Below are 17,856 nucleotides of genomic sequence, written 5' to 3'. Positions count from 1 at the left end.
CACTGTCTCGCTACTGCGCGGGCGTCGCCGACACGCGCGCGAGGTCGAGCCGCGAGTTCGTCTCCCTGGTGGGGAACCCGGTGACGCCCTTCCGGAGCACGACGAGACCGCTCGAGGTGAAGAGCCAGTCGCTCGCGGCGTCCTCGGAGATCTTCCGTGCGACCTTCCGATACAGCTCGTCGCGCTCTCCGTCGCTCGGCGCCGTGGCTGCCTGGGCGGCCCACTCCTGCACCTGCATGTCGGAGTAGCGCCAGTAGTAGGCCGGGTTGGCGTAGGTCGCGATGTCACGCGCTTCGGCGTGGTCGACGATCGACAGGTCGTAGTCCGCCTTGGTGTAGACGCGGTCGAGCCAGGTCGGGAACTCCACGGGCTCGAAGCGCACCCGGATCCCCACCTGGCCGAGCTGCGAGGCCACGTACTCGCCGATCACGGAGTTGTAGATGTTCGGCACCACGAGGTTCAGGTCCAGCCCGCCCGCGTAGCCGGCCTGGGCGAGCAGCGCCCGGGCCGCAGGGGGGTCGTACGGGTCGATCGCGGTGAGGCTTGGGTCGAACCACGGATCGGTCGGTGCCACAGCGCTCCCGATCCGCTGCCCCTTGCCGGCCTGAGCCACGCGGATCAACCCGTCCTTGTCGATCGCCTGCCTGATCGCGTGCCGTACCCGGGCGTCGGCGAGCGCGCCACGGCTGTTGTTGATGCCCAGCGCGAACTTGTCGCTCGTGACGCCCTCGGCCACGGTGAAGTCCGGGTTGTCCTGGAACGGCGCCAGCAACGTCGCCTCCGGGCCCGTCATCACGTCGGTCTCGCCGGTGAGCTGCGCGTTGTTGGCCGCTGTCGTGTCGGGGATGTAGTGCAGCACCACCGTGGCGAGCTGCGCAGGTTCGCCCCAGTAGTGCTCGTTGCGCGCCAACGTGATCGACGACCCGCGCTGCCAGGATCGGACCACGAACGGTCCGCTCCCGTTCGTCGTGTCGGCGAGGGTCGCGGGGTCAGTTCCCCGCTTCAGCACCACCCCGGCCCGATTGGTGAGCCCGTAGGTGAAGTTGGCGTCCCGTTGCCGGAGTGTGATCACCACCGTTTCCGCATCGGGTGCGCTGATGTCGCTGACCGCCGCGAAGTCCGCTCTGTTCGGGTTCTTCGAGCCCGGCGCGATCACGTTCCGGTAGGACCACACGACGTCGGCGGAGGTGAGCGGAGAGCCGTCGGCGAAGGTCAGGCCGTCGCGCAGCCGGAACGTGTAGGTCAGTCCGTCGGCCGAGGTGTCGGACCGCTCGGCGAGCAGAGGTGCGATCGTGCCGTGGCTGTCTCGGGTGAGCAACCCTTGGTAGACGTTGTCCAGCAGCAGCTGGGGAAGGGCCACGCCCGCGACGGTGGTGATGTCCAGGCTGGTCGGTTCCAGCACGAGCCGCACGTCGAGCGTGGTGTCGGCGGCCGCGCCGCCGCCACCACCGGGCTCCTCGCCACCGCAGCCCGCCACGAGCACCGCCACAGCGAGCAGCAGGGGAACGAGTCGTCTGACCCGCATCGGGGTCTCTCCTTACCGGGTCGGGACGGACGTGACGGTGGCGACGAACCGCAGCAGCTCGGCGTGGACGTCGGCCCGGTCTAGCTCGTGCAGGACGTCGTGCCGAACGTGCGGGTACACGACGACCCGCGCCCGCGGCAGCAGGTCGGCCACGGCGACGGCGTCCGATGCGGGCGCGATGTCATCCTCCGCACTGTGCAGCAGCAGCACCGGGACGTGGTCGAGTGCCCCGTCGGTGACCAGCGCGCGAGTGCGCGCAGCGGCCGCGGCGAGCGCCGCGAGTGTCTGTGGCCGCAGCCCACCCTCGCACGCCGATGGGTCCTCCCGCAGCCGTCGGGCCTGTTCAGGGATGCGCACCACCGCGGAGTGGTCCTTGCTCGCCTGCACCGGGTGCCGGTCGGACGCCGCCGGCGCGGTGACTCCCCGCGCTCCGTCGAGCAGCGAGGAATCGGCGAGGACCAGGCCCGCGATGTCGGCGGCGGGGTCGGTGGGCCGGGCCGCGGCCCCGATCCCCGGGCGGGCCGCCCCTGTGCGGATCTCCCCGACCAGCAGCGTGGCCACCGCTGCCCCGAGCGAGTGCCCGGCCACCACCACCGGCACCCGGGGCCGGGCCCCCGTGATGCGTCCGAGCAGTGTCTCCGCGTCGGCCACGAGATCGTCGATGCGCTCGACGAGCATGCGCTCGCCGTCACTGAAGCCGTGCCCGGCGTGGTCGAGCGCCCAGGTCTCGATGCCCGCTTCGGCCGCGGCCTCGGCGAGCGGGGCGTACTGGCCACTGTGCTCACCGAGACCGTGCAGCAGCATCAGCACAGCCGACGGCTGGACACAGGGCACCCACCGCCGGACGTGGATGTGGCCCCGGCGACCGGTCAGCCACCCTCTGATCATGCCGATCTCCCCCGTTGCGCTCTGTCCTGCCTCGTCGGCGCCGCCGATGGCTTACGACGCACCGGTCGAGTGGCAAAGGACCAGCCTGCTGACGCCCCGGCCGGCGTGCTCGTCACGCGCGCCGGGCCGGCACGTCGGCCCTCCATCTTTCTGCCACCCGGGCATGTGAGCGCAGCCAGGTCACCAGCACGTTCCTCCCGGAGGCCGCGCGCAGGTCGGCGTCCGGGTCGGGGCTCACTGTCATAGGGCAACCTCGGCAGGGAAACGGTGGCGGTTCGCCTGCCCGCGGACCACGGGGCAGACGGCGGGAATCAGTCGCTGGACCGATCGAACTGATCCCCTCGGCGACCGACCCCGAAAGGATCGAGGGGCGCGCCAGACATTCCGCCGGCCGAGGTCATGAAGGGATGTAACCACGCCGACGCGCCGGCGACCACGGCCGTACCCCGGCGCGTGATGTGATCCATGCCGCGCCGCGGCCCGGCGACCGCGCCGGTCGGCGCCTGCCTCAGGTCACACCGCCCACGAACAGTGGACACTCGTCCTCGGACGTGTGGACCGTCACCGTCGGTAGGCACAGGGACGATCACGCCCGTCCGCAGCGCCGCTCCGCCACCCCGCCACACCCGGTCTGGTCAGGGAGGATGGGCCCGTGGCTACCCCATCGTCCCGAGGGTCGGAGAACCGTGGGCCGGATGGACCGGATCCGGCCACCAGGGCACCCGCACCGTCGGCTGTGCGCCGCTGGCGCCGTCGGCTGGCGGACGAGCGGGAGGAGGCGAAGGTCTACCGCGACCTCGCCACCCGCCGCACCGGGGAGGAACGGCAGATCCTGCTCGGGCTCGCCGAGGCCGAGGAGCGACACGCCGCACACTGGAAACGGCTGCTCGGCGACGAGGCCGGGAGGGTCCGCCGCGGGGCCGCCCGGATGCGCCTGCTCGCGTTCCTGGCCCGGCGGTTCGGCTCGGTGTTCGTCCTGGCGCTCGCGCAGCGCGCCGAGACGCGGTCGCCCTACCGGTCCGACGCCGACGCCACGGCCGCCATGGCCGCCGACGAGAGGGTCCACGAGGAGGTCGTTCGCGGCCTCGCCGCGCGCGGCCGCGCACGCGTCTCGGGTACGTTCCGGGCCGCTGTCTTCGGCGCGAACGACGGGCTGGTCAGTAACTTCGCTCTCGTGCTCGGTGTGATCGGCGGTGGCGCATCCCCCAGCACCATCGTGCTCACCGGTGTGGCCGGACTGCTGGCCGGAGCCCTGTCGATGGGCGCAGGGGAGTACGTGTCCGTGCGGTCGCAGCGCGAGCTGCTCGCCGCCTCCTCCCCCGACGTCCGCGACGCGCATGCCCTGCTGCGTGAGCTCGACGTGAACGCCAACGAGCTCGCGCTCGTCTACCGCGCGCGAGGGGTGCCTGCCGCGGAGGCCGACCGTCGCGCTGCCGCTGTGCTGCGCAGCGGCGACCCACAGTCGCTGGGAGGGCCGGACGGGGCGGACGACGGCGGCCACGACGTGGTCGGCACCGGATGGAGCGCGGCGCTGTCGAGCTTCTGCTTCTTCGCCTCGGGAGCCGCGGTGCCGGTCATCCCGTTCCTGTTCGGGCTGGGCGGCGCGCCGGCGCTCATCGTCGCGGGGATCCTCGTCGGGCTCGCCCTGATGCTCACCGGCGCCACCGTGGGCGTGTTGTCCGGCGGTCCCCCGTTGCGACGCGCGTTGCGCCAACTCGCGATCGGGATGGGCGCCGCCGCTACGACCTACGTTCTGGGCCTGCTGGTCGGCGCAGCCGTGGGCTGACCGTCCCACCTGCGCTGCTCTGCGGCGGCACTATAGAAAGGCCCGATACCGCTATCGACCGCAGCGCATTGTCGGCAGACCGGTGCGACCTTAGCGTCGATCTGGAGAATCCGATCGACGCATCGAGGGGAAACGGACACGATGGGTAAATTCACGATCCAGCCCCACACCCGGCTGCAGGAGTGGGTCGCGCAGGAGCACGGCTACTTCGCGGCAGAGGGGCTGGACTACGAGTTCCAGGCCGACGGCCTGTCCAGCGGCGCCTACACCACCTCGGCGGTGCGCTCCGCCGACAGCGTCCCGGTCGAGGTTCGCAAGGGCGCATTCGAGGACATGTCGAGCGAGCGCGCCTGTGACGTGTCGGCCGCGTGCCACTGGGCCGTGAACGCGGTGGCCGCCACCGGTGTGGGCAAGATGTGGGGCCACGCCTACTCGATCACGCCCTCGGGTGTCTTCGTCCCGCCCGACTCCGACCTGCACCGCCCCGACGACCTCGCCGGCGTGGAGGTGGCAGTGGGCTACCACTCCGGCAGCCACTACTCCACGATTCAGGCGCTCGAGCCGTTCATCCCCTTCGAGCAGATCTCGCTGTCGTTCATGGGCCTGCCGAACGACCGGCTGCGCCGGCTCCTGCGCGGGGAGGCGCAGGCCGCGAGCCTGTTCGGCGCGCAGTGCTACGTGGCCGAGCAGCTCGGGTATCGCAAGCTTGCCGACGCCACCTTCGCGATCGGCTTCCTCATCGCCCCCGACGCCGACCTGGACGACACGAAGAAATACTTCCGGGCCCTGCAGAAGGCGCAGGTGGCCATCGACCTGCATCCTCAGCGGTACCTGCAGTACTGGACCCGCGAGCTGCCCGAGGACATCGCGGCCCTCGTCGACGTCCGCCGCTTCGGGTCGGGCGAGCGCATCGTGTTCGAGCCGTACACGCGGGAGATGTACGACGTGACGCAGCAGTGGATGCACGAGCACGGTCTCCTGGAGGTCGCACCCGGGAAGGACTCCGCCTACGCGAGCGTCGTCCTGGTCTGACAGGCACGGACAGAGCCGGCGGGGGGCACCGGCGGGGAGGGAGAACGGGTCGTGAACCTGGATCTGTTCCGTCTGCAGGTCTTCGTCACCGTCGTGGACCGCAACGGCTACTCCGCCGCCGCCCGCCGGCTGAACCTGGCTCAACCCTCGGTCTCCCGTCACGTCAGTGAGCTGGAGCGCGTCTGCGGCGCCGAGCTCCTGCAGTACCGGGACCGCGGAATCCACCTCACCGCCGCCGGCCGGGAGGTCTACCGGGCCGCACTGGTGATGCTGACGGAACAGCACCGCCTGCAGGACTCGCTGGGAGATCTCAGGAACGGGCGACGAGGTCGCGTCCGGCTGGGGGTGAGCATGGCGTTCGAGCAGAAGTACTTCTTCGAGGACGTGATCGGGCCGTTCAGCCGCAGGCACGAGGGCACGCAGTTGTCCGTGCGGTTCGGGCACAGCCCCCGGGAGGCACAGGCCGTGGTGGACGGCCAGCTCGACCTCGCCTACGTCATGCGCTGGCACCTGCCGACCGATGCGGAGTTCGAGTTCCTCCACGACCTGCGGCTGACCTTCGTCGCATCCCGCGACCACCCACTGGCCGGCCGGCATGCCATCAGGGTGTGCGACATCGCCGAAGCGGGTTTGATCACGGCGCCGTTCATCGGCGTCGAGGAGAGCTTCTACCGTGAGGTGCTCCGCGAGTTCGGGCTCACCGGCGACCACTCCGTGATCGAGGTCGACGGCATGCAGACCCGCTTCCTCGCCACCGCCGCCGGGCTCGGTGTGCTGGCCACGTTCATCCCCGACCACGCCCGTGAGGCGGTATGCGCCGATTTCGCGCTTCTCGACGTGGAGGGCCGACCGACCACGGTGCAGGCCGGTCTCGTGCGGCGCAGCGACCAGCCGGGGTCGAGCACGACGGACGAGCTCGCAGCCTGGTTGCGCAAGCTGTCGGCACCCTGACCGCCATTCGGCCCCATCGAGGGGACGGCCGAAGCGGCGCCGGGAGTGCCTGACCATCATGGAGCCGGTACGACACCGGCCCGCTGAACGGAGCAGACGTGAGCACCCCCATTCCCGCCCCCGTCCGCACGCTGCTCGATGCCGCCAACAGCGGTGACATCGAGGCCTTCCTGAGCGGCTTCACCCCCGAAGGCGTGGTGGACGACTGGGGGCGGGAGTTCCGCGGCCGGTCGCGGATCCGCTCGTGGAGCGACGCCGAGTTCATCGGGGTGCGGGTCTCGCTCACGCCGACCGAGGTCGTCGACGAGGACGGCGTCGTGACGGTGACCGCCCAGGTCGGCGGCGACGGGTTCAACGGGCCGAGCCACTTCTCGTTCCGGGTGCAGGACGACCTGGTCACCCGGATGACGATTCGCGCCTGAGGGACCGTACTCGCCACGTGAGGGTCCGACCCGTCAGGATGGCCTGGTGGAACCACCCCCGCCCGAGATGCGCATCGGCGACCGCGAGCGGCGGGAGGTGGACGCCCGCCTGCAGGAGGCGTTGGCCGACGGGATGCTGACGCTCGCCGAGTACGACGAGCGGGCCGCGCTCTGCTGGGCAGCACGCACCCGCAGCGAGCTGAACGCACTCACCCTGGACCTGCCCGAGCCACCCCCGTCCGAGCCGACCGTCGCTCTCGAGACGGCCGCTCCCGACGCCCCGGCCACGCCGGACTCAGGGCTGGTCGGCCGGGCCATCGGCGGGCTGGTCACCGCGGCGGTGATCGGCGGCGGCATCTTCGTCGGCATCCAGGTTCTCTCCGCCGACGACGGCGCCTCCGTCTTCGGCAGCAGGACGGTGAACGTCGGCAGCGACCAGCAGCGGGTCGAGGTCGGCATGATGTTCGGCAGCCTCCGCGTCATCGTTCCGGACGACGTGAGCGTGCGGCCGTCCGGAACTGTCATCTTCGGCAGCACCAACTGCAACGAGGCCTGCCGTACCGGCCCCTACCTCCGAGAGGTGGCGGTGGAGGCCGACGGCGCGTTCGGCAGCGTCTCGATCATGCGGCAGAGCGAGTTCGACCGCGCGGCCGTCATCGACCGCGACCGGGACCGCAACCGGCACGACGACTCCGACGACGACTCCGACGATGACGACTAGAGCCGCACCGTAGGACCGTTCCCCCTACCAGCCCGCCACCGAACCGGCGTCGACCGGGAGCGTCACACCCGTCACGAACGACGCGTCGTCGGACAGGAGCCAGACCACGGCCGCCGCGACCTCCTCGGCCTCGCCGATGCGCTGCATCGCCTGCGGCTTCATGATCTGCGCCAGCCGCTCGGGCGTCGCCCCGCGCGCGAAACCCGTCATGATCGTGCCCGGAGCGACCGCGTTGACGCGGATGTGGTCCTCGGCGTACTCGACCGCCGCGTTCTTGGTGAGGCCGACCAGGCCGTGCTTCGCCGCGGTGTAGGGCCCGAGCCGCTTCACGCCGCGCAGTCCGGCGTTGGAGGCGGTGTTCACGATCGAGCCCCCTCCCCCGCGCAGCATCTGGCGGATCTGGTGCTTCATCCCGAGGAACACCCCGCGCAGGTTCACGGCGATGACGCGATCGAAGTCCTCGTCCTCGACGTCGGCCAGGAGCCGGCCACCGCCGGGGATCCCCGCGTTGTTGTGGGCGAAGTCGAGTGACCCGAAACGGTCGAGCACGCCTGCGACGAGCGCCTCGTGGTCGGCGGCCCGCGACACGTCACATGCCTGGAAATCGGCCTCGCCGCCGGCATCACGGATGATCTTGACGGTCTCCTCGCCCCCCACCCGCGCCGACTCGAGGTCCGCGACGAGCACCCGCGCGCCCTCCTGCGCCGCCCGGATCGCGGTGGCGCGCCCGATCCCGCTCGCCGCCCCCGTCACCACTCCCGCCCTGCCGGTCATCGACCCCATCGCGCTGCCTCCCTGGACGTTCGTCGTCGCCGGGTCCGGCCGATGCAGGTCGCGACGGCGCGGACCATGGCACAGCCAGGATCAACCGGCCGGTGGGGGTCGCGGGAGCGGTTCAGCGCGCGATTCCGTGGTGATTCGTGCAACGCCTCACCCGACCAGGGGAAGCGTCGGCACGCCCTGAGACGGCCGCGGCGCCCCGGCGGCTACGATTCCGCCGATCGGAGCAATGTCGGTGATCCATTCAGCCCATACTCCTCACCGGCGCCGCTCCTCACCCCTTGCTGCAGACACCCGAAGGGCGAACCCTCCATGGCGCAGAGACCGTTCGACTTCGTGATCGTGGGCGGCGGCACGGCCGGCTGTGTGCTGGCGAACCGCCTCACCGCCGACCCCCGCATCCGGGTTCTCGTCCTGGAGGCCGGGCGGCCCGACTACTGGTGGGACCTGCCGATCCAGCTGCCGATCGCGATGGGGATGCCCGTAGGAAACGAGCACCACGACTGGCTCTACGAGTCCGAGCCCGAACCGGGGCTGCAGTCACGGCGACTGCACCATCCGCGAGGCAAGGGAATCGGGGGCTCGAGCTCGATCAACGGGATGATCTACCAGCGCGGCCACCGGGCGGACTTCGACCGGTGGGCCGCGGAGTGCGGCACCCCCGAGTGGGACTACGCGCACTGCCTGCCCTACTTCCGGCGGCTGGAGAACTGCCTCGACGAGCGCGACGACGCCTACCGGGGCCACGGCGGTCCGCACACGCTCTCCCGCGGCCCGGCCGACGGCCCGATCTTCGCGGCGTTCCTCGCCGCCGCCGAGCAGGCAGGCCATACGGTGCTGCCCGACCTCAACGGCGCGGAGCAGGAGGGCTTCGCACCGCTGGACCAGGGCGTGCGCGGTGGTAGGCGGGAGTCCGCCGCACGGGCCTACCTGCATCCGGCGCGGCGCCGGCGCAACCTCGAGGTGCGCTCACGGGTGATGGTCACGCGCATCCACGTCGACGGCGGCCGCGCTGTCGGGGTGCGCTACCGGCAGGGCAACGACTCCGAGAGCGTGGTGACCGCCCGCGAGATCATCCTGTGCGCGGGCGCGATCGGTACGCCCCAACTGCTGCAGGTCTCCGGCGTCGGCGACGCCGACCAGCTGGCCCGGCTCGGCGTCCCCGTGGTCGACGACCTACCCGGTGTGGGCGAGTCCCTGCAGGATCATCTCGCGGTACATCTGCAGCACGTGTGCCGGGAACCGGTGTCCATGGCGCATGTGCGCCGCAAGGTCAACTGGCCGGGGATCGTCGCGGAGGCGCTGCTGCTCGGTACCGGTCCGGGGAGCCGCAACCCGATGCAGGCGGGCGGGTTCGTCCGCAGCACCCCCGACCAGAGCCACCCCGACCTGATGTTCCTGCTCGCGCCGCTGGCGATGCACAGCTCCGAGCGGTCGATCCCGATCGGCGAGCACGGCTACCAGATGCACGTCGGCGTCATGCGGTCATCGGCCCGCGGCTCGGTGCGGATCACCTCGCCGGATCCGTCGCAGCACCCCGCGATCCGGCTGAACTTCCTGACAGGGGCGGAGGACCGGCAGCGCTGGGTGGACGCCATCCGCATCGGACGGGAGCTGCTGGCACAGCCCGCGATGGAGCGGCTGAACGGCGGTGAGAGCCTCCCCGGACCCGAGGTCCGCTCCGACGACGAGGTCGTCGACTGGGTCGCCCGCACCGCTCGTGTGGGGCTGCACCTCGCGTGCAGCGCCCGGATGGGCATCGACGAGGGCGCCGTGGTGGACCCCACCACGCTGCGGGTGCGTGGCCTGGACGGGCTGCGCATCGTCGACGCCGCGATCATCCCCTCGCTCACCAACGCCAACACCTATGCCCCCGTGCTGATGTTGGCGGAGAAGGCTGCCGACATGATCCTCGGCAACACCCCGCTCCCGCCGGAGGACCCCGCCACCGCCCCCACCAGCATCGCTGTGGGCGGTCCGGGCACGGCCGGGGAACCCGCCGAAGCGGAGCCCGCAACAGCCTGATCGGCACGACAAGGACATAGGGGACGTTATGGCCGACCAGGGCTTGGGGCGATCAGTGCACGCCTCACCGCCTGCCTTACTGTGCCCTCCCATGAGGAGAGCCGCCAAATGAGAAATGCCTTGGCGAGCTGGAAGGCCCCGCAGCACCGTGACGGATTGGCCCTTGTACTCAGCTCCGCGGTCACCTCGGGGATCGGCCTGTTGTACTGGGTGGTCGCCGCGCGGCTGTTCGACCCCGAGACCGTCGGCGTCAACTCGACGATGACGTCGACGCTCACGCTGCTCGGCAGCGCGGCGCAGCTCAACCTGGGTAACGCGCTCCTGCGTTTCGTGCCCACGGTGGGCAACTCGGCCCGCTCGTTGGTGGTCAAGTGCTACGCGGTCAGCATCGCGGCGGCCTGCCTCACGGGCGCCGTGTTCGCGCTCGGCTCGGAACTGTGGGCATCCGAACTGCTCGACTCCGTCGGAAGCGGTCCACTGTTCGCCTTCTTCGTGCTGGCCACCCCCGTGTGGTCGATCTGGGTCATGCAGGACTACGCGCTCACGGCGATCAAGCGCGCCACCCTCGTGCCGGTCAAGAACCTCGTCTTCGCGGTTCTGAAGATCGTCCTGCTACCGGTGGGCGCGGCTCTCTCGATGTTCACCGCGATCTCCGTCTCCTGGGCGGCGGCCACCGCGGTGCTCGTGGTGGTGGTCAGCGTCTGGCTGTGGCGCGCCCTCCCGGCCCACGGCACCGCCACCTCGGACAACGCCGAGGCGTTCCAGGCCCGCACCATCGTCGGGTTCGTGTCCGCGGACTGGGCCGGCACGCTCTTCTCGCTGTCGGTCAACTTCGGCCTGCCGCTGCTCGTGCTGGCCCGCCTCGGTGCGGACGCCGCCGCCACGTTCGGCGTGGCGTGGGCGATCGCCTTCGCGCTCTACCTGGTCTCGAACGGGATGGGCCAGTCGCTGCTGGCGCACGTGTCGGCCGACCCGGAAGGGCTGGATGCCGCCTACCGCGGCATGGTCCGCAAGGCGCTCACCCTGATCGTGCCTGCCGTGATCGTGATCGTGCCGGGCGCCGGGCTGATCCTCTCGATCTTCGGCGAGCACTACGCCGAGACCGGCACCATGCTGCTCACGCTCAGCGCGCTCTCCGCGATTCCGAACGTCGTGTCCATCGCGACGGTGAACGCCGCGCGGGTCCGGCAGCGGCGGATCATCCAGTTCGGCGTGCCGGCGGTGATCGCGGTCATCGTGATCCCGCTCTCCTGGATCCTGATGCCCCTCATGGGCCTCACCGGCGTCGGTGTCGCCCTGCTCGTGGGCCAGTCGATCGTTGCCGCGGTCATCCTCATCACACGCTGGCTCAGGCCGCGGCGCTCCTCCGGCGTGCCGTCAGGTCCCGCACCCGTACTCGATCCCGCCATGGCCGACGTCGCAACCAGCCCGATCCCGATCGTGACCGGCGGGCTCCCTGCCTACGGCATGCCGGCATCACCTGGGGAACCATCCGTGCGGGACGCGCAGGGCGACCCGTCCTCGTCGATCTCTGCGGCGACCCAGCCGATCCCCCGCCCGCCCCACTCCACGCGCGAGTAGCCCCACCACCGGAGAGTCGCCCGGAACGCACCCGCGAGTCGCCCATCGCACGCCCGTGAGTCGCGCTGTTCCCGTCTGGACACAGGCGACTCCGGGCGTGGAGAAACCCACTCGCACCAGCCGGGAGTCGCCCTCTTCTGCCGGGGAGTGGGCCGTTCGCGTCCGCCGAACCAGTGAGGCGACCGATTCCTGCGGATCGCCGGGCCCGGCCATGCCACCTCCGGGTCGGAAAGGCATTTCACCTGCGCCGACCGGTGGTCTGCTGTTGGTGAAGCGGCCGACTGCGGATCACCAACCGCTCATGTCCGATTGCCAAGGTCTGCGCAGCCGCGGGCCCCCGCGGCACCGCTATGGAGAGAGGCTGCGGAGTGCGCGAATGGCATCCATAACGTCCGTACCGGTGGCTGCACCGCGGGCGACCGTACCCCGGCAGGCACCGGCGCCGCGACGTCGTTTCGGAGCCCGCGAGCGTCACGACTTCCTCGTGTTCCTCGCCTTCGCCGCACCGAACATCCTCCTGATCGTCGCTTTCACCTATCGGCCCCTGCTATCGAACATCTACTACTCCACGCTCAACTGGACGCTCGGCGCGGCGACGGCTGTGCCGGTCGGGTTCGACAACTACGTGCGGTTCTTCACCTCGCCCGACACCGGAGAGATCGCGCGGGTCACCGCGATCTTCACGGTGGCCACCGTCGGCGGGTCGATGCTGCTGGGCCTGTTGATCGCGCTGGCCCTCAACCGCAAGGTCCGCGGCGTCGGCTTCGCCAGGGCCGCGGTGTTCTCCCCGTTCGTGCTCTCCGGCGTGGGCGTGGGGCTGATCTGGGTGTTCATGTTCGACCCCACGCTCGGCGTGTTCGCCGCGGTGCTGCGTGCCGTGGGCCTCGACAGCCCCCAGTGGTTCAACGACCCGACGCTGAGCCTCGTGATGGTGATCATCGTCTACGTCTGGAAGAACATGGGCTACGCGGCGGTGATCTACCTGGCCGGGCTCCAGGCCATCCCGCGCGACCTGATGGAGGCCTCCTCCATCGACGGGGCGGGCCGGCTGCGGACGTTCTGGTCGATCACTCTGCCGCTGCTGTCCCCGACCACGTTCTTCCTGCTGGTCACGAGCGTGCTCAACTCGCTTCAGGCCTTCGACATCATCCGGATCATGACCCCGCTCGGCCGGGGCACGACCACCCTCATCTACGAGGCCTACCTGCAGGCCTTCGGTGGGTACAACCGCGCGGGCTACTCCGCCACCGTGTCGACGGTGTTGTTCGCCCTGCTGGTGCTGTTCACCGCGATCCAGATGCTGGTCCTCGAGCGGCGGGTGCACTACCGATGACCATCACAACGGCGCAGCCACCTGTCGCCCGCACACATCCGCTCGCACCGCGCAACCTCGTCGCCGCCGCCGCGGGCTCCTACCTGCCGCTCGTGCTGGCCGTCGTGGTCGTCGCGCTGCCGCTCGTGTGGATGGTGCTCTCGTCGTTCAAGACGCCGACCGAACTGCTGACGCGCGACCTCTCCACGATCCTGCCCAGCAGCCTCGCGCCCGACAACTACGTCGAGGCCGCACGCGAGGTCCCCTTCGCGCGCCTGTTCCTGAACTCGGCGATCGTCACCGTGGTCGGTGCCGGGATCAAGGTGCTGCTGGCCGTCTTCACGGCCTACGCATTGGTGTTCGTCCGTTTCCCGGCCAAGAAGCTGATCTTCGCTCTGATCCTCGTGACGCTCATGGTGCCGCCGCAGGTGTCGCTCCTGCCGAACTACATCCTCATCAGCGGCATGGGCGGCACGGACACCTACTGGGGGATCATCCTGCCGGGCCTCGGCACCGGCTTCGGCACCTTCCTGCTCCGCCAGCACTTCATGACGCTGCCGACGTCCATCCTGGAGGCGGCGGAGATCGACGGAGCCGGGCACTGGCGCAGGCTCACCCGCATCGTCATGCCGATCTCCGCACCCAGCATCGTGACCGTCGCGCTGGTCAGCATCGTCTTCGAGTGGAACGACTACCTGTGGCCCCTTGTCATCGTCTCCGAGCCCTCGATGATGACCCTGCCGGTCGGCCTCACCCTGCTGTCCAACAGCGAGTCCAGCGTGGCGAAGTACGGGGTGCTCATGGCGGGCTCCGTGGCCGTCATCGTGCCGGTCCTCATCGTGTTCGCCGCGCTCCAGCGCTATGTCATCGCGGGCCTCACGCAAGGCGCCGTGAAGGACTGAGCGGAGCTCGCGAAGCGAAACACCAGCACTGAGCGTGCACTGACGCAGCCGCTACCCCGCAGCGGCGAGCTCCCTCCGAACCCTCCCCCCACCCACCAGAAGGACCTTTCATGTCAGCTCGCCACGCCCACTCCCCGGCTCTCGACCGGCGCGGCTTCCTGCGGCTCGCCTCGGCGGTCGGCGTCACGGCGGCCCTCGCCGCGTGCGGCGGCCCCGCCACGACGTCCGGCTCCGCCCCGGCGACGGCGCCGGCGGACATCGACTACACGGGCGTGAAGCCCGCCGCCCAGATCACCTGGTGGTCGAACAACCCCGGCAGCTCGCAGGCCGTGTCCCAGCAGATCATCGACGCATTCCACGCCTCGCAGTCCGACATCAAGGTCAACCTCGTGACCGCGGGCAAGGACTACGAGGAGATCGCGCAGAAGTTCCAGACCGCTCAGACCGGCGGCACCCTGCCCGACCTCGTTGTGCTGTCGGACGTGTGGTGGTTCCGCTACTACATGCTGGGCTCGATCATCCCGCTCGACTCGCTGATCAAGACCGTCGGCATCGAGACCGGCGACTACCGTGACCAGCTGATGGCCGACTACCAGTACAACGGTGGCCAGTGGGCCATCCCGTGGGCCCGGTCGACCCCGCTCTTCTACTACAACAAGGCGCACTGGGCGAGCGCCGGGCTCCCCGACCGCGCCCCGACCACGTGGGCCGAGTTCGCCGAGTGGGCACCGCGGCTGCAGTCCGCAGGCACCGGCGTCCAGCACGCCTTCCAGCACCCGGCTCTCGCCGGCTACGCGGGCTGGTCCTTCCAGAACAACCTCTGGGGCTGGGGCGGCGCCTGGAGCAACGACTGGGACATCACCTGCGACTCGCAGCAGTCCGTCGCGGCCCTGCAGTTCCTCCAGGACTCGGTGTACAAGAACGGCTGGGCCGGCGTGGCCAGCACCGACTCGGCCAACGACCTCTCGGCCGGTGCCGTCAGCGCCACGGTGAGCTCGACGGGCAGCCTGGTCGGCATCCTCAAGGCCTCGAAGTTCGACGTGGGAGCGGGTCCGCTGCCCGGCGGGCCGGTCGCCAGCTCGCCGGTGTGCCCCACGGGAGGCGCCGGCGTCGGCATCCCGAAGGCGATCCCGAAGGAGAACCAGCTCGCCGCCGCGACGTTCGTGAAGTTCCTGACCTCGCCGGAGAACACCGTGAGCTTCGCCGGCGCCACCGGCTACATGCCGGTGCGCAAGTCGGCGGACGTGTCGAGCCTCGTGGCGAAGACCCCGCAGAGCAAGGTGGCGATCGACCAGCTGGCCGTGACCCGCGTGCAGGACCGGGCCCGGGTGTTCTTCCCCGGCGCCGACCAGGAGATGGGCAAGTCCTGCGCCAACATCCTCACGTCACAGGCCGACGTCCAGACGGAGATGGTCGCGCTGAAGAAGACCCTGTCCGGGATCTACGACCAGGACGTCAAGCCGAACCTGTAGTCGTACGCAGTGGCCCGCCGCCGGTCAGCACCGGCGGGGGGCCGTTGCCCGAGCTCATTCGGACGGTGTCGGCTGCTGCGAGTCCGCCCGGTCACCGGCCGCGGGTGACTTACGCAGCCGCAGGGCCCACACCACGAAGATCACGCCGAAGACGAGGGCGAACACCCCGACCAGCCACAGAAGCGTGATCAGCCCCGCGCCGGGCCACACCAGCAGCACGATGCCGAAGAGCACGCTCACGATCCCGCCGGCCAGCGTCCACCCCCACGACGTCACTCCACGCTTGCGCATCGTGAACGATTCGACGATCTGCCCGACGCCGCTGATAATGCTCCAGAAAGCGATCACGAAAAGGATCGCCAGCACCGTGACGCCCGGCCAGACGAAAGCGATGATACCGGCGATCACCGATATGACGCCCTGAAAGACCTGCCAGCCCCAGTGCGACTCTTCCTTGCGGTGGCGAAGACCGGCGACGAGCGCGGTGACGCCGTCGATGATCGCGTACGCGCCGAAGACGAACACCAGCGCGAGCAGCGCCGTTCCTGGCGAGAAGAGCGCGAACAGACCGAAGAGGATGGCCAGGATCCCGCGGATAAGCACGAGCCACCACACGCCACGCAAAGCCGCCTGGGGTTCGTAGGTGGTCATGGTCGGCTCCTATCAGCCGGTCAACGCATTGTGGAAATTGTCACGGTACCTGTGCCGGAGCCTCCGTCGAGCCCCTGAACGGGGGCAGATCGGCGTATTCCCGGCGGATACACCCATTTACGGTGTGCAACGAGAAGCGGCCGGCCCGGGCGCTACAGCAGCAACGCGGACGCCCACAACGCGACCGTTGCCGCCGCCAGCACCGGGGGCACGGTGAGCGCGCCGAGCGCATGGAACTGCCCAGCCCGCGGCCGGTCCGCGTACGGCAGCAACCGGCGCCACAGCAGGGTCGCGAGCGAGCCGGCGTAGGTCAGGTTCGGTCCGATGTTCACCCCGAGCAGGACCGCCAGCACCGCGATGGGATGGCCCGCCACGACGGGCAGCATCAGCAGCGTGGCCGGGAGGTTGTTGACGACGTTCGCCAGCAGTGCGGCCACGAACGCGAGCACCAGCAGGACCACCAGGCCCTCACCGTCGGGCAGGGCGTTCTCCAGCGCAGAGCCGAGCCCGTGGCGCGTCACGGCGTCGACGACCACACCCAGGGCGATGACGAAGACACAGAAGCCCGGGTTGGCCGACAGCACGAGCGCGCACGGCGTGAGCTCGCGACGTACGAGGCGCGGGACGGCCAGCAGGAGCACCCCGCCGACAGCGGCGACCGCAGGCGAGACGCCGAGTGCGGAGGCGACCCCGATGCCGACCACGGTGAGCACGAGAACAGTGAGGGCGTAGCGGGGGGCCGGATCGTTCGGGACGGCGGCCACCGCGTCGTCACGGTCCGGATCCCGCAGGTCACGACGGAAGAAGGCGCGCAGGGCCACCCATTCGAGCAGGCAGGTGACGAGCCACGGCAGCGTCATGAGGGCGGCGAACCGGCCGAAGGACAGCCCGGAGGCGGTGAACGCCAGGAGGTTCGTCAGGTTCGACACCGGCAGCAGCAACGACCCGGCGTTCGCCAGATGCAGGCACGCGTAGAGGTGCGGACGTCGCGGGGCGCCGACCCGCTGGGCCGTGCGCCAGATGACCGGGGTCAGCAGCACCACCGTGGCGTCCAGCGTCAATACGGCGGTGGTGACCGCGGCGAGCCCGACGGTCAGGAGAAGCAGCCGGGACGGCCGCCCGGCCGACGCCCGTCCGGCGAGTGCGCCGAGATGGTCGAACACACCCGCCGAGGCGCAGAGGTGACCGAAGGCGAGGATCGCGGCCAGGAACAGGACGGTCGGGAGCAGCTGCCGAGCGGTGGCCAGCGCGGCCTCCACCGGCACCAGGCCGATCCCCATGACGAGCGCCGCAGCCGGGACACCGACCGCAGCCTCGTTCCACCCGAACGGTCGCCGGATCGCCGCCAGGAGCACCAACGCCAGGATGACGGCGGCGACCAGCTCTTCCACGTTCTCCCAGCATCGTCTCGCTCCGCCGATCCGGCAGCGCTGCGCGCCTCAGCCGGTGTCGGACGACATCCGACAGGCTAGAGCGCGACCTGACCGGGGCTTACGGGGCCTTCGGCTCCTCCCGGTGCTCCGCCTCCTCGGCGAGCGCCTCGTCGATGAGCGCCTCGAGCTGGGCGAAGCTGTGGCGCGGGCCGTCGGTACGCAGTACCACGGCGCCATCGTCGTCGACGCCCGCTTCGGCGAGCGCCTCCGTGATGTCGTGCGCGGCGTGCAACGCCCCCTTCCCGAAGCGGTCGAACGCAAGGTGCTTCGGGTGGACCGGGGGCAGGTCCGGCTTGTCTTCGGTCATCGAGGGGCCTCCAGGGACGAACCCGTACGTCGAGGCTACGTGGGACGACGGGTCCGTGCCGCGGGATG

The 17,856-nt window shown here is 70.4% G+C and carries 17 protein-coding genes; 10 read left to right on the top strand and 7 right to left on the bottom strand.

All coding sequences use genetic code 11. The annotated features are described in order from the left end of the window. Window positions 1–10: 10 nt before the first annotated feature. From ABD743_RS25850 to ABD743_RS25840, 3 genes are all read right to left on the bottom strand, one after another. Window positions 11–1,525 carry an ABC transporter substrate-binding protein gene (locus ABD743_RS25850; RefSeq protein ID WP_344724806.1) on the bottom strand — a complete coding sequence of 505 codons (1,515 nt, stop codon included), beginning with the start codon at window positions 1,523–1,525 and terminating at the stop codon, window positions 11–13. A 12-nt stretch (window positions 1,526–1,537) separates the two neighbouring features. Further along, window positions 1,538–2,413 carry an alpha/beta fold hydrolase gene (locus tag ABD743_RS25845; protein ID WP_344724805.1) on the bottom strand — a complete coding sequence of 292 codons (876 nt, stop codon included), beginning with the start codon at window positions 2,411–2,413 and terminating at the stop codon, window positions 1,538–1,540. 112 nt (window positions 2,414–2,525) lie between these two features. Then, complete coding sequence (locus ABD743_RS25840; RefSeq protein ID WP_344724803.1) at window positions 2,526–2,657, bottom strand: hypothetical protein; 132 nt, start codon at window positions 2,655–2,657, stop codon at window positions 2,526–2,528. Window positions 2,658–3,065: 408 nt separating this feature from the next. Between ABD743_RS25840 and ABD743_RS25835 the strand changes: the two genes are divergently transcribed. From ABD743_RS25835 to ABD743_RS25815, 5 genes are all read left to right on the top strand, one after another. After that, the gene (locus ABD743_RS25835) at window positions 3,066–4,199 is read left to right on the top strand and encodes a VIT1/CCC1 transporter family protein (protein WP_344724802.1); all 1,134 of its coding nucleotides are present in this window, start codon (window positions 3,066–3,068) and stop codon (window positions 4,197–4,199) included. A gap of 141 nt (window positions 4,200–4,340) precedes the next feature. After that, on the top strand, window positions 4,341–5,231 hold the full coding sequence (locus tag ABD743_RS25830) for an ABC transporter substrate-binding protein (protein WP_344724801.1): 891 nt from the start codon (window positions 4,341–4,343) through the stop codon (window positions 5,229–5,231). 51 nt (window positions 5,232–5,282) lie between these two features. After that, the gene (locus ABD743_RS25825) at window positions 5,283–6,182 is read left to right on the top strand and encodes a LysR family transcriptional regulator (RefSeq protein WP_344724800.1); all 900 of its coding nucleotides are present in this window, start codon (window positions 5,283–5,285) and stop codon (window positions 6,180–6,182) included. 98 nt (window positions 6,183–6,280) lie between these two features. After that, the gene (locus ABD743_RS25820; protein WP_344724799.1) at window positions 6,281–6,604 is read left to right on the top strand and encodes a nuclear transport factor 2 family protein; all 324 of its coding nucleotides are present in this window, start codon (window positions 6,281–6,283) and stop codon (window positions 6,602–6,604) included. Between the two features lie 46 nt (window positions 6,605–6,650). After that, window positions 6,651–7,325 (top strand): DUF1707 SHOCT-like domain-containing protein, encoded by a 675-nt coding sequence (locus ABD743_RS25815; RefSeq protein WP_344724798.1) that lies wholly within the window; start codon window positions 6,651–6,653, stop codon window positions 7,323–7,325. A 24-nt stretch (window positions 7,326–7,349) separates the two neighbouring features. On the opposite strand, the gene ABD743_RS25810 is transcribed toward ABD743_RS25815, so the two are convergent. Beyond that, window positions 7,350–8,108, bottom strand: coding sequence for a glucose 1-dehydrogenase (locus tag ABD743_RS25810; protein WP_344724797.1), 759 nt, complete (start codon window positions 8,106–8,108; stop codon window positions 7,350–7,352). A 309-nt stretch (window positions 8,109–8,417) separates the two neighbouring features. Between ABD743_RS25810 and ABD743_RS25805 the strand changes: the two genes are divergently transcribed. From ABD743_RS25805 to ABD743_RS25785, 5 genes are all read left to right on the top strand, one after another. Beyond that, complete coding sequence (locus tag ABD743_RS25805; protein ID WP_344724796.1) at window positions 8,418–10,130, top strand: choline dehydrogenase; 1,713 nt, start codon at window positions 8,418–8,420, stop codon at window positions 10,128–10,130. Window positions 10,131–10,286: 156 nt separating this feature from the next. Beyond that, window positions 10,287–11,711 carry a lipopolysaccharide biosynthesis protein gene (locus ABD743_RS25800; protein WP_344724795.1) on the top strand — a complete coding sequence of 475 codons (1,425 nt, stop codon included), beginning with the start codon at window positions 10,287–10,289 and terminating at the stop codon, window positions 11,709–11,711. Window positions 11,712–12,111: 400 nt separating this feature from the next. After that, on the top strand, window positions 12,112–13,044 hold the full coding sequence (locus tag ABD743_RS25795; protein WP_344724794.1) for a carbohydrate ABC transporter permease: 933 nt from the start codon (window positions 12,112–12,114) through the stop codon (window positions 13,042–13,044). Next, entirely contained in the window at window positions 13,041–13,925 is an 885-nt protein-coding gene (locus ABD743_RS25790) for a carbohydrate ABC transporter permease (protein WP_344724793.1), read from the top strand. Before ABD743_RS25795 ends, ABD743_RS25790 begins: the two co-directional genes overlap by 4 nt. 110 nt (window positions 13,926–14,035) lie before the next feature. Beyond that, window positions 14,036–15,397 (top strand): ABC transporter substrate-binding protein, encoded by a 1,362-nt coding sequence (locus ABD743_RS25785; protein ID WP_344724792.1) that lies wholly within the window; start codon window positions 14,036–14,038, stop codon window positions 15,395–15,397. A 54-nt stretch (window positions 15,398–15,451) separates the two neighbouring features. Here the strand turns inward: ABD743_RS25785 and ABD743_RS25780 are convergent, their stop codons facing one another. The 3 genes from ABD743_RS25780 to ABD743_RS25770 form a co-directional block, all read right to left on the bottom strand. Further along, window positions 15,452–16,048, bottom strand: coding sequence for an HdeD family acid-resistance protein (locus ABD743_RS25780; RefSeq protein ID WP_344724791.1), 597 nt, complete (start codon window positions 16,046–16,048; stop codon window positions 15,452–15,454). Window positions 16,049–16,200: 152 nt separating this feature from the next. Then, window positions 16,201–17,439: an SLC13 family permease gene (locus tag ABD743_RS25775; RefSeq protein WP_344724790.1), complete on the bottom strand. Its 1,239-nt coding sequence runs from the start codon at window positions 17,437–17,439 to the stop codon at window positions 16,201–16,203. A gap of 100 nt (window positions 17,440–17,539) precedes the next feature. Next, window positions 17,540–17,788 (bottom strand): hypothetical protein, encoded by a 249-nt coding sequence (locus ABD743_RS25770; protein ID WP_344724789.1) that lies wholly within the window; start codon window positions 17,786–17,788, stop codon window positions 17,540–17,542. Window positions 17,789–17,856: the final 68 nt, after the last annotated feature.

The sequence above is a fragment of the Pseudonocardia yunnanensis genome (genome assembly GCF_039534065.1).
GTDB classification, from domain to species: domain Bacteria; phylum Actinomycetota; class Actinomycetes; order Mycobacteriales; family Pseudonocardiaceae; genus Pseudonocardia; species Pseudonocardia yunnanensis.
Note: the sequence above shows the minus strand (reverse complement) of the source record. Positions and strands in the feature narration are given on the sequence as shown.

Coding starts and splice junctions, on each gene's coding strand:
- ABD743_RS25850 (WP_344724806.1), bottom strand. CDS start 1,525: ATGCGGGTCAGACGACTCGTTCCCCTGCTGCTCGCTGTGGCGGTGCTC.
- ABD743_RS25845 (WP_344724805.1), bottom strand. CDS start 2,413: ATGATCAGAGGGTGGCTGACCGGTCGCCGGGGCCACATCCACGTCCGG.
- ABD743_RS25840 (WP_344724803.1), bottom strand. CDS start 2,657: ATGACAGTGAGCCCCGACCCGGACGCCGACCTGCGCGCGGCCTCCGGG.
- ABD743_RS25830 (WP_344724801.1), top strand. CDS start 4,341: ATGGGTAAATTCACGATCCAGCCCCACACCCGGCTGCAGGAGTGGGTC.
- ABD743_RS25810 (WP_344724797.1), bottom strand. CDS start 8,108: ATGGGGTCGATGACCGGCAGGGCGGGAGTGGTGACGGGGGCGGCGAGC.
- ABD743_RS25805 (WP_344724796.1), top strand. CDS start 8,418: ATGGCGCAGAGACCGTTCGACTTCGTGATCGTGGGCGGCGGCACGGCC.
- ABD743_RS25790 (WP_344724793.1), top strand. CDS start 13,041: ATGACCATCACAACGGCGCAGCCACCTGTCGCCCGCACACATCCGCTC.
- ABD743_RS25785 (WP_344724792.1), top strand. CDS start 14,036: ATGTCAGCTCGCCACGCCCACTCCCCGGCTCTCGACCGGCGCGGCTTC.
- ABD743_RS25780 (WP_344724791.1), bottom strand. CDS start 16,048: ATGACCACCTACGAACCCCAGGCGGCTTTGCGTGGCGTGTGGTGGCTC.
- ABD743_RS25770 (WP_344724789.1), bottom strand. CDS start 17,788: ATGACCGAAGACAAGCCGGACCTGCCCCCGGTCCACCCGAAGCACCTT.